Below are 11,579 nucleotides of genomic sequence, written 5' to 3'. Positions count from 1 at the left end.
AGGTGCCGCCAACTGGCCCAGAAGCGCTGTGGATTGGGGAAGGTGCGCCAATGCAACTCCTCGTCTGGCCCCAACACCTGCGCCATGCCTCCCCGCCTGGGATCGATGGCGTACATGACGGCAAAGCTAATGGGCGGATCCCCGGGCAAGGTGACGCGGCTGTACCAGCCCTCGAAAAACGGCTCGGCACAGCCATCCCAGTGATAGCCGGCATGGGGCAGGGATCCCCAATCTGTTGAGCTGTTTTGCCCAGAGCAAGCCGCCGTTGGAGGAAACGCCATTGAGACCTAAGCCATCGCAAAAATGATAAACGGAAGTCTATGCTTACCAAAATAATAATTGTATTGTTTCTATATTTATTTGCCCTTAGGATATCAACCAAGCTGAGATTTAAGGATTTCTTGAGATTTCACGAAGGAAATCCATGGGTTAGGCGACTTGAACCGGAAAGCTTCCATCTTGCCTTCACATATCCTTTCGATGAGGTGAGCATGACGTCACGTCGTAACTTTTTGCTGTCTGCGGGTGCGGCCACCGTGGGTGGACTCGTGAGTGGCAGCTTAGCACGGGCCAGCACAGGCTACTGGGTTGCCCAGGCCAGCGGCCCAGAAACCCCCAATCTCAGGTTAGGCTTTATACCGATTGTGGAGTCTGCCCCCCTGATCATCGCCAAGGAGAAGGGCTTTTTCGACAAGCATGGCATGACCGGTGTAGAGGTGTTGAAACAGGCCAGTTGGCCGGCAGCCCGTGACAACGTGGTCATCGGCTCAGCAGGTGGGGGCATTGACGGCGGCCAGTGGCAGATGCCGATGCCTCACATGATCCACATTGGCGCCATCACCAACAATCAGCCGGTGCGCATGGCAGTTCTGTGTCAACTGATCACCCAAGGCAACGGAATTGCCATTGCTGGAATGCATGTTGGCAAGGGTTTGGGGCTGGATATCTCGGGAGCCGCGGATTACATCAAAAATTTCAGCGCCAGCAACAGACGCAAATTCAAGGCCGCTCATACCTTCCCCAACGTCAATCAAGATTTTTGGATCCGTTACTGGTTTGCTGCCGGGGGGGTAGATCCGGATCAAGACATCGACCTGTTGGCGGTTCCCTCTGCCGAAACGGTGCAGGGAATGCGCAATGGCACCATGGATGCTTTTAGCACCGGGGATCCCTGGCCCTACCGAATTGTGGCCGATGGGATCGGCTTTATGGCGGCCCTCACCCAGCAGATCTGGCCTTTTCACCCCGAAGAATACTTGGCCATTCGCGCCGACTGGGTGGAGCAAAACCCCAGAGCCACACAAGCAGTTTTGATGGCTGTGATGGAAGCGCAGCAATGGTGCGACGATCCGGCCAACCGTGAAGAGCTGGCGCGCATCCTTTCGGGGCGCGCTTATCTGAATGTGCCGGTCGAGGTTCTCACGCCTCCCTTCCAGGGCAAGTACGAATTGGGAGATGGCAAGCCGGCTGTTCAAGATTTCAACGCCGGGCCTCTGTACTGGGAAGATGGGCGGGGCAGCGTCTCTTATCCCTACAAGAGCCATGACCTGTGGTTCTTGACCGAATCGCTGCGTTGGGGCTTCCACGCTCGCTTCCTCAAGGATTTGGATACTGCCCGCCGTCTGGTGGATGAGGTGAACCGCGAAGATCTCTGGCGGGAGGCTGCCCAAGCGCTGGGAGTGAAGAATATTCCCAACAACACTTCGCGGGGAACGGAGCGTTTCTTCGATGGTGTGGTGTTTGACCCCCAGGATCCCCAGGCCTACTTGAACAGCCTGAAAATCAAGAGGGCCTAGTCTCGGCTCAGGTCAACACAGACGTGTTTCTTGTGTAGCAGAAATCCTGCCCATTCGCGGGATCCCATCGAGTTAAAAAAGGCTGGGCCGAGCTTTCTGCTCACATCGGGTTGATAGAGACTGTCAGCCTTGCGCCTTTTGAATGGTTCTGAACACTATGTTGAGGATCGGCCATGTTAGCTCTGCTGCACGTTCCGCGAGAACACTCCAGGGATCCCTGCTTCGAGAGACCAGCCAAGCTTTACTGGGACAGGCTCATCCTTTCAATGGCAATGGGGGCGCTGATTTTGCTGATTGCTGTGAGAGTTTTGTCGAGTTTGCAGTCCCTGTGCTTGCCCGTCCAAGGAAAAGGCAAAGCTGATCCAAGTTCATGCTCTGATTCCAGAACTTTGTAGAACCCCTCAGTCGAGGTGTTTCGAAGGCGCAGAAACAGAGAACTTTGTAAAACTCTATCCTCTCTAGGAGCCATGACGACGACACTTTCTTCTCCGGCAAAGCCCTCGACAACCAAGTTCGACTTTGCCAAGTATCGAGATCAGATCCTCCCTCCCGTGGTTGGCATTGTGGGATTTTTGTTGATTTGGCAACTTTTGTCCGGCGCCAACCTGATTCGGCTGCCGGGGCCCTGGGATGTGTGGATGGATGAGCGCAGCCGGTACCTGATCCTGCATCCTTTGTACCGCAACAGCGACCTCGACCAAGGGCTGCTGCGCCAAACCTTGGCCAGCCTACAAAGGGTGGCCATCGGCTATTGCAGTGCCGCTTTGGTGGGCATTGCCCTAGGGATCTTGGTGGGCAGCAGCATGTGGATCAACCGCGCTTTGGATCCCATCTTCCAGTTTTTGCGCATGGTGGCTCCCTTGGCTTGGGTGCCCATCTCCTTGGCTGCTTTGCAGCGCAATGAGCCGGCTGCTTTGTTTGTTATTTTCATCACCTCTATCTGGCCCATTTTGATCAACACGGCGGTGGGGGTGAGGCAGATCCCGGAAGACTACATCAACGTTTCTAGAGTGCTGAGGCTTTCTAAAGTTGACTTCTTTTTTAAGGTGCTGCTGCCCTCTGCTTTGCCCTACATGTTCACAGGTTTGCGGGTTGGCATTGGCCTATCCTGGCTGGCGATTATTGCTGCAGAAATTGTCATGTCCGGCGTGCCAGGGATCGGCTTTTTCATCTGGGATGCCTACCAGCAGAACTACGTGACTGAGATCATCGTTGCTGTCATCTACATTGGGGCGGTGGGCTTGCTTTTGGATCGACTGGTGGCTGCCCTGCAAAACAAAATAGCCAATCGCTAGCCTCGTTTGCAGATCTTTTCACTGCATGTCCATCCAATTGAGTTGGGATCCCTCTTACATTGTCTTTGAGTGTTAGCCCCAATCAGCTCTTCAAAAAGAGTAGAACTGAGGTCTGGGATCCGAGTTGCTGAGCAATATCTACAGGTGGGGAGGTCTTCTGTGTCTGTATTGGTCAGTGTAGAGCAAGTGGAAAAAGCGTTTGGTCTGCCTGGAGGCCAAGAATATCTAGCCCTCAAAGGGATCGATCTCCAAATTCACCGCGGGGAGTTTGTCTCCTTAATCGGCCACTCCGGCTGCGGCAAGTCCACCCTACTGAACATGGTGGCGGGGTTGTCTCTGCCTACCGGAGGGATCGTGGCTTTGGATGGACACACCATCACCGTTCCCGGCCCGGATCGCATGGTGGTGTTTCAGCATTACTCGCTTTTGCCTTGGCTAACGGTTCGACAAAACATTGCCCTGGCGGTAGACGCTGTGCTGAAAAACTACTCCCCGGCAGAGCGTCAGCAGATTGTCGAAGAACATATCGATCTGGTCGGCTTGCGGCAGGCGGCGGATAAGTTCCCGGCTCAACTGTCAGGGGGCATGAAGCAGCGGGTAGCCATCGCTCGCGCTTTGGCTGTGAGGCCCAAGGTGTTGTTGTTGGACGAGCCCTTTGGCGCTTTGGATGCCCTCACGCGCGGGAATTTGCAGGAGCAGTTGATGCGCATCTGCGAAGAACACCAGATGACCACCCTCATGGTCACCCACGACGTGGACGAAGCCGTCCTGCTCTCGGATCGGGTGGTGATGCTGACCAACGGGCCGGGATCCCGAATTGGCAACATTTTAACCATCGATATTCCCCGCCCCCGCCGCCGGTTGGAGGTAGTCAATCACCCCAGCTACTACAGCTATCGCAGCGAGATCATCTACTTTTTGAACCAGCAAAAACGGATCAAACAGTGGCGGGCCCGCCGCAGCACCGTGGTGGCCAGGCACGGTTTAGAAAAGATCAACTTGGAGATCGGCTTTGTGCCCCTGACCGCCTGCGCCCCGTTGGCGGTGGCCAAAGAAAAGGGGTTTTTTGCCAAACACGGCCTGGAAGAAGTCAATCTGGTGCGGGAAACCAGTTGGCGAGGGATCCAAGACGGCATCCAGGGAGGTTACTTGGATGCGGCCCAAATGCCCGCCGGCATGCCGGTGTGGATGTCTCTGGGCGGCGGGGACAACCCACCCCAGCCGGTGGTGACTGCCCTCACCTTGACCCGCAACGGCAATGCCATTACCCTGCACAGGCGCTTCTACGAGCAAGGGATCCACACCCTCAGCCAGTTGAAGGCTTACATCCTGGATAGTCCCAGCCGTCGGCTGACCTTTGGGGTGGTGCATCCCAGCTCTATGCACAATTTGCTGTTGCGCTATTGGCTGGCAGCCGGCGGGATCCACCCGGATCACGATGTGGTACTGAAAACGCTGCCCCCGGCTCAGATGGTGGCCAACCTAACAGCCGGCAACATCGATGGCTACTGTGTGGGAGAGCCCTGGAATTTGCGGGCAGCCTTAGAGGGCAGTGGCTTTACGGTGGCTACAGACCTGGAGATTTGGCCGGGCCATCCCGGCAAAGTGTTGGGGGTGCGTGAAGATTGGGCCAGGGCCTACCCCAACACCCACATTGCCTTGGTGAAAGCGCTGCTGGAAGCCTGTCGCTACTGCGAAGATCCGGCCCACCACGACGAGATTCGCGAGCTGCTCAGCCGCCGCGCCTACCTGAGCACCGACCCCTCCTACATTCATCTGGGGGATCCCCAGCGTCTGATCTGTGACTTGGACAGGCCGATGCGGGAATATGCCCACCACCGCTTCTTTCTGGGAGCCGGCAACCGCCCCAGCCGCACCGAGCATCTGTGGATGATGACGCAAATGGCCCGCTGGGGGGATCTGCCCTTCCCCCGCAACTGGGTGGAGATCGTGGAGCGGGTGTGTCAGGTGGGGGTGTTCAGTACGGCGGCCCGCGAGCTGGGGCTGGATGTGTCTTACCAACGGCAGCCCATTCAATTGTTCGACGGGATCCCCTTTAATGGTGAGGATCCCCTGGCCTACCTCAACAGTTTGGCGATTAAGCACGATATTTATGATTTATGTAGCCGAGGTTGCTTTGGATCGTCGTCCTGTGTTGCTCTAGAGGTTCCCTTTGCAAAAGCACGTTCCCAGTTGTGAGAAAACGATGAATTGGAGCACCCCACGATGACTGCCCTCTTGACAACCTCTACCCCAGTAGCCACAGCCGCAGAACCCTACTTAACCCTTGAGAATGTCAGCAAGACTTACCCAACTCCTAAGGGGGAGTATCCCGTCTTGCGAGATATCAATCTTAGGGTCGATGCAGGAGAATTTGTCTGCATAGTTGGACATTCCGGCTGTGGCAAAACCACGCTGCTGAATATGGTTTCTGGCTTTACCCAGCCCACCAGCGGCTCGGTGAAGCTGAAAGGCCAGCCGATTACAGCTCCTGGCCCAGATCGCATGGTGGTGTTTCAGGGATATGCCTTGTTACCCTGGCTCACGGTCTATGAAAATGTTTACCTGGCCGTCCAGTCGGTCTTCCCTCAAAAGAGCCAGTCGGAAAAGCATCAAATTGTAGAGGAACACCTGAATTTGGTGGGGCTGGGGGAAGCTGCCCAAAAATATCCCCCGCAAATTTCCGGAGGGATGAAGCAGCGGGTGGCCATTGCCCGTGCCTTGGCGATTCGACCAGAAGTCCTGATTTTGGATGAACCCTTTGGGGCTTTGGATGCCATCACCAAAGAGGAACTGCAGGAGGAGCTGTTGCGCATTTGGGATGAACATCGCTGCACGGTTTTGATGATCACCCATGATATCGATGAGGCACTGTTTCTGGCCGACCGTTTGGTGTTAATGACCAACGGCCCTGCAGCTACCATTGGGCAGGTCATTTCTATTCCCTTCCCACGTCCTCGCGACCGCGAGCGCATTCTGGAGGATCCGCAGTACTATCGCCTGCGCAACTCTGTCCTCAGCTACCTCTACGGGCATGAGGCTAACCCTGAAGCGGTTAACTAAAAATCTCATCCGGCACGCCGCCGAAAGCTCCCTGCCATTATCCTGCCGAGCCGACCAAGCCGCGCACCACCCGCACCAGCTCGGCAGGCAGCGGAGAGCCGGGATCCCAGCACAGCTCCAGTTGGTTGGGATCCCTGGGTAGATCTTCCGGGCAGGGGCCGGTGTGCAGGACGGCCACACACCGCAAGTTGCCCCGATCCCGACAAAACTCATGCCAGAGGGGGATGGCCGCCGGATCCCGGCTGACCAAGAGATAATGGGAGCAGGCTTCCAGGATCGGCTGCTTGTGGGGATCCACCTTGCCGCCCACATCCACGATCACCAGGCTTTTTTGTTGGCGCAGGGCGAGGATGGCCTGGGCGTGAAAGCTGAAAAAATCGGGGGTCAGGCGGCCCCGGTAGCGGTGCTTGAGGATTTTGGCTTCTTCCGGCGGCAGATCCAACGTCCAATTTCCTTCCCCATCCCAGTGGGCCCGCTGCAGATAAACGTTGGGAGCCTGAGGCAGCAGGGACTCGAAAAGAGCGCGGGCCAGGCGGCTTTTGCCGCTATCCGGAGGGCCCACCACCATCACTGCCGCCGCCAATTCTGAGCCTGGCCTGCCCTGCACCCAGGGAATGATCTCGCCCACCTGCACGTCTGGGCTATGGCTGGAGACCACCACTGCCCCCAAGCGCGGGTCGTAGCAGGCCACCCAGCGGGTAAAGTGGCACTCGTGCACCAACCAGCCGTAGAGCCAGATGGGGGCGCGCCCGCTCAGCACCACTCCCAAGCGGGGGTCGATCCCCCCAGGCAGGCGCAGTTGGGCCAGATCTTCCGGGAAAACCAGCCGATCCGGTCGGGTCAGCTCGATTTCAATCACCTGAAACGGTAGCCCCCCAAGATGGGGTTTCTGCGGCCAATGGGCCAGATAGCCAGACCGCAACTGCAGCGCCACAGCAGACATGGAAATTGGGACAGAAAGACAACAGCCTGGCCCCAGTATGGGGAAGATTGGAAGCAAGATCTTCCAATTGTTGGCAGAGTAGGGGCGAAGGGATCCGACCTTGGTCTGTGCCTTGCCCTGGAGGGGGAGATGAACGGAGGGGAGTTGCCTTTGACGGTGGAGGTGTTGCGCTGGCTGGCAGGCGGGCAGTTGGCAGAGCGCCTGGAGCGGGCGGTGCGTCTCTGGGTGTTGCTCCAGGGTTTGTACAGCGAAAACCGTTGGCCGGATCTGCCAGAGACCTTTGGCTACACCCACATCCGCGATCGCCTCTTCTCGCCCAGCCACCCCCGGCAGGATTTGCCCCATGGGATCTCCTGCCCGGATCCCAGTTGCATTTGCCAGAAGCCTCTGAGCTTTTGGCTGGAGCATCCCGACCTGCTGGCCGCCTTAAAAGCCGAAGTTCCCCATCTGGAGACGCGGCTGGCCAGCCGGCCCTTTTTGAAGACCCACCGCACCCTGCGCAAAGAGCTGGACTACCTGGCCGCTCAGGGCTGGCTGCAGCCAATCGAGGCCAACTCCAGGCGAAGAGATAACTTTCGCTGCCGTGCCGCCGGGGATCGCCCCCCCTTGCCGACGCCCGCCTCGGCCTTGACGTTGTCGGGTAGCCAGCTTGAGCAGATCTACCACGTCCTCAGCGACGTGGCCTTTGTGCATCCCGATGTGCAGGTGTTGCTGGACGATATCTGGGGGGGGCATCAACACTCGCAGCGGCGGCTCTTTGTCTGGTTTGAGTACATCCTCTCCGACGAACAGCAGGAGCGGGTGGACGAATACCAAAACCAGCTAGAGGCTTTCTGGACAAAACCGGCAGCAGGGCTGATCCGCTTTGATTACGAAACTCGCCAGCACGGGATCCAAAAGGTCCTCACCTACCCGGTTTGCCTGTTTTATGCCCGCCGCGCCAAGTACTTGGCCGCCTTCGGCCAGCTCCCGCACGCTGCCAGATCCCTGGGCTGGCACAACTTTCGCCTGGATCGCATTCGCTCGCCTCGCCTGACGGTGGTGCCCTGGTCTGACCCTGCGGTGCCGGCGGAGCTCTTGGCCCGCCAGAGGCAGGGGAATCTGCCCACTCCTGAGGAGGTGCAAGCGGCCTGGGAAGAGGCCTGGGGATCCGATTTCTATCTGCCCAAGGCGCTCTTGATCCTGCGCTTTGCGCCGCAGTTTGCCCGCCGCTACGTGGACAACACAGTACGCCACCCCACCTTCCAGCCCATTGCCTACGAGCGGATCCCGGCTTTGGTGCGGCGGGAGATCGCCGATGCGGGGGAACGGGAAAAGATCTTGCACATTCTCCGGCAGAGGCCGGCCAGCGACCGCTACTTCTGCGCCTATGTGCGGGTGGGAGACACCAATTTCACCATGCGCCTGCGGGATTGGCGGCCCAACGGCGAAGTGATTGCCCCTCTGGCCTATCGGGAACAGATGGCCCAGGAAGCGGAGGCAGAGCTGCGGTTTTACCGGCCCGAACTGGCTCTTGCCAAACCCGCCTGCCCATGACCACCCTCTACTTAACCGAGCCGGGCACCGTGGTTCACTGCCAGAACCAAAGCTTGCTCATTCGGCGCCGCGGCCAGGAGCAGCTTTGCCGCCTGGCAGAGGTGAAGCTGGTGGTGGTGTTGCCCGGGATCCAATTGACCAGCGCAGCTTTGGCCCAACTGCTGGATCGAGGCATCGAAACCATTTTTTTGCGTGCGGATGGCGGTTTTCGCGGTCGCCTGCAGGGATCCTTCTCCACCAACTCTGAGATCCGTCTGGCCCAGTATCAGCGGGCCTACTCCCCCTGGGGGCTGAGGTGGGCCAAGGTGATTGTGCGCGGCAAGATTCGCAACCAACGGGCAATTCTACAACTGCACAACCGGGCTACCCGCGGCCAAATTGCCCCCTTACAGGAGGGTATTGATGTTATCGCCGCCTACCTGCAACAGTTGGATCGCTCCACCACTCCTCCGGATCGAGAAGCGCTGATGGGCCTGGAGGGCATTTGCGCCCGCACCTACTACCAATCCCTGCAACATTGCTTTCCGCCTGAGTGGAACTTCACTGGCCGCAACCGACAGCCGCCGCTCGACCCGATCAACGCTCTGCTCAGTTGGGGCTACGGGGTGCTGCTGGCCCGCGTGTTCTCGGCAGTGGTGATGGCCGGGTTGGATCCCTATCTCGGCTTTTTCCACGCCAACTTGCCCTACCGCCCCAACCTGGTGCTCGACATGATGGAGGAGTTTCGACCCTTGGTGGTGGATTGGGCTGTGCTCCAGCTTGTCAAGGCTGGCCTGCTCACGCCGGAAGACTTTGAGCCGTCGCCGGATGGGACAGGCATATGGCTGGGATCCCTGGCCAAAAAACTGTTTTTGGGAGAGCTGGAACGCCGCTTCCGCGAGCCATTGCTCTATCCTCCCCAATCTCGCCGCCTGCCCCTCAGTCAAATTGTGCTGGAGCAAGCCCGCCGGCTGAGCCGTTGCCTGGTGAGCGGTGACCTAGACTATGAGCCCATAGAGCTGCGCTGATGCTGTGGTTGGTTTGCTACGACGTGGTGGACGATAAGCGGCGACAACAGTTGGCCAAGCAGTTGGAACAGTGTTGCCAGCGGGTGCAATACTCCGTGTTCGAATGCCCACTGGACACTGCAGAGTTGGAAAACAAGCTGGAACAGTCGTGGTTGCCCCTGCTGAATCTCAAGGAAGACAGTCTGCGGGCCTACCCTTTGGATGCCGCGGCCAAGAAGCAGGCCAAAGTCTTCGGGGGGCCTCCCCCCTATGAGCCGCCGGACTACCTGATCTTCTGAGGCTCTTCACCGGGCCGAAATTGTAAAGTTTTGTGCGCGATCTGTCGGGGCGAGCCATCACCAGCCTGACTCTGCCGGCACAAGATTTTAAGGGAAACTTTAGATCTTTTGCCCCGATTGGCCCAAAAACGTGACATAATGGCCGTAGCAAGCTCAATTTCCCCGCTTGCGCTTGGCCGCGAGGACAATGTTAATATCTGTGTCGAGGAATCTCCGTACTCCCTCGCGAACGCACCTTGAAAACCTCATGAATTCAGGCTTTTCCGAGGGTAGGGTTGATCCCTACCTTTTCCCCGTAAGGGGACGGAAACGTGCAGACCGCGCCTCTTCGATACGAGACCTATAGTAAGTTGATCCCTACCTTTTCCCCGTAAGGGGACGGAAACGTGTTTAGGGGAGGTTAAAACCAAGTGGAGTGGATATAGTCCGTTGATCCCTACCTTTTCCCCGTAAGGGGACGGAAACCTCACGATTGTTGAAAACATACCGTGTGACTTGGAACTGTTGATCCCTACCTTTTCCCCGTAAGGGGACGGAAACCCCTTATAAGGAATCGCTACAATGTAGTGCCCATCGGCGTTGATCCCTACCTTTTCCCCGTAAGGGGACGGAAACCCTGGGTGCTTTGTTTGGGGGAGGGCTAGTTATTCGAGGTTGATCCCTACCTTTTCCCCGTAAGGGGACGGAAACCCATAGGCTCATTCCCTTAAACGAGGTACGAAAGCACCGTTGATCCCTACCTTTTCCCCGTAAGGGGACGGAAACTTCCTCCCAGATTCGGGGTTGGTCCAGAGCCCCAAATCCGGGAGGTTGATCCCTACCTTTTCCCCGTAAGGGGACGGAAACCTAGCCATAGTAAACCTCCTTTGGCAGAGAATTACGTTTTTCTGTTGATCCCTACCTTTTCCCCGTAAGGGGACGGAAACACTTTAACCTCATCCGCAACACGGCGGTAAGACCCGAAAGTTGATCCCTACCTTTTCCCCGTAAGGGGACGGAAACTTACCTGCGAGGGGTCGCAGGGGAACAGGTTAAGGTCCTGTGTTGATCCCTACCTTTTCCCCGCAAGGGGACGGAAACACGACTGCGTCAGCCTGCTTGACCATGACCTCGTTGCGCGCGAGGTTGATCCCTACCTTTTCCCCGCAAGGGGACGGAAACAGGCCACGGATTTGGCCAAACAGAGGGCAGCTAGCCCGTTGATCCCTACCTTTTCCCCGCAAGGGGACGGAAACACTCATACCACCCTTTTGTACCCCTCTCGGGCGTACATAGGTAGTTGATCCCTACCTTTTCCCCGCAAGGGGACGGAAACAGCTCGAGCGAGATGATACGGGGAAGCCCTAAGGCCTCAGCGTTGATCCCTACCTTTTCCCCGCAAGGGGACGGAAACCCGTCGAGTTGAGGAAGCCATGTGGGCTTGAGGCGAAACTCACGTTGATCCCTACCTTTTCCCCGCAAGGGGACGGAAACCCCAGAATTTCTTCTGGGACCTCCCGCTCAGAATCTACGTTGATCCCTACCTTTTCCCCGCAAGGGGACGGAAACTAGAGAGAAGCGAGTAATGAGCAAAGAGAAGTGAGGTTGATCTCTACCTTCTCCCTGCAAGAGCATGCCTCTAACCCCCAAAACCCTGAACTTTGCTGAATTTACTGAGCTTT

The 11,579-nt window shown here is 57.5% G+C and carries 9 protein-coding genes and 1 CRISPR repeat array; of the genes, 7 read left to right on the top strand and 2 right to left on the bottom strand.

The features are described from left to right. The coding region (locus NW855_RS04570; RefSeq protein ID WP_414508406.1) for a tocopherol cyclase family protein at positions 1-281 on the bottom strand (281 nt) is incomplete at its 3' end. Positions 282-491: 210 nt separating this feature from the next. Between NW855_RS04570 and NW855_RS04565 the strand changes: the two genes are divergently transcribed. The 4 genes from NW855_RS04565 to NW855_RS04550 all read left to right on the top strand — a co-directional run bounded on the left by NW855_RS04565 (position 492) and on the right by NW855_RS04550 (position 6,154). Continuing rightward, positions 492-1,796, top strand: a complete 1,305-nt coding sequence (locus tag NW855_RS04565; protein WP_414508405.1) for a CmpA/NrtA family ABC transporter substrate-binding protein — start codon at positions 492-494, stop codon at positions 1,794-1,796. A 467-nt stretch (positions 1,797-2,263) separates the two neighbouring features. Continuing rightward, entirely contained in the window at positions 2,264-3,091 is an 828-nt protein-coding gene (gene ntrB, locus NW855_RS04560) for a nitrate ABC transporter permease (RefSeq protein ID WP_414402836.1), read from the top strand. Between the two features lie 159 nt (positions 3,092-3,250). Next, a complete protein-coding gene (locus tag NW855_RS04555; protein ID WP_414508404.1) occupies positions 3,251-5,290 on the top strand; it encodes a nitrate ABC transporter ATP-binding protein in 2,040 nt (679 codons plus the stop codon). Positions 5,291-5,317: 27 nt separating this feature from the next. Then, complete coding sequence (locus NW855_RS04550; RefSeq protein ID WP_099812314.1) at positions 5,318-6,154, top strand: ABC transporter ATP-binding protein; 837 nt, start codon at positions 5,318-5,320, stop codon at positions 6,152-6,154. 37 nt (positions 6,155-6,191) lie between these two features. Here the strand turns inward: NW855_RS04550 and crn3 are convergent, their stop codons facing one another. Further along, on the bottom strand, positions 6,192-7,097 hold the full coding sequence (crn3, locus tag NW855_RS04545; protein WP_414403019.1) for a CRISPR-associated ring nuclease Crn3/Csx3: 906 nt from the start codon (positions 7,095-7,097) through the stop codon (positions 6,192-6,194). A gap of 129 nt (positions 7,098-7,226) precedes the next feature. Between crn3 and NW855_RS04540 the strand changes: the two genes are divergently transcribed. From NW855_RS04540 to cas2, 3 genes are read left to right on the top strand one after another with little or no spacing between them, the layout of a single operon-like run. After that, positions 7,227-8,633: a TIGR03985 family CRISPR-associated protein gene (locus NW855_RS04540; protein WP_143597335.1), complete on the top strand. Its 1,407-nt coding sequence runs from the start codon at positions 7,227-7,229 to the stop codon at positions 8,631-8,633. Then, complete coding sequence (gene cas1 / locus NW855_RS04535) at positions 8,630-9,640, top strand: CRISPR-associated endonuclease Cas1 (protein ID WP_414403047.1); 1,011 nt, start codon at positions 8,630-8,632, stop codon at positions 9,638-9,640. The genes NW855_RS04540 and cas1 overlap by 4 nt, the downstream gene beginning before the upstream one ends. After that, positions 9,640-9,918: a CRISPR-associated endonuclease Cas2 gene (gene cas2 / locus NW855_RS04530; protein ID WP_414331218.1), complete on the top strand. Its 279-nt coding sequence runs from the start codon at positions 9,640-9,642 to the stop codon at positions 9,916-9,918. Before cas1 ends, cas2 begins: the two co-directional genes overlap by 1 nt. Positions 9,919-10,192: 274 nt before the next feature. Next, a CRISPR array of direct repeats spans positions 10,193-11,466; the repeat unit is 37 nt; unit sequence GTTGATCCCTACCTTTTCCCCGTAAGGGGACGGAAAC. Between the last annotated feature and the right edge of the window lie 113 nt (positions 11,467-11,579).

It is taken from the genome of Synechococcus sp. RC10B2 (genome assembly GCF_047502635.1).
Note: the sequence above shows the minus strand (reverse complement) of the source record. Positions and strands in the feature narration are given on the sequence as shown.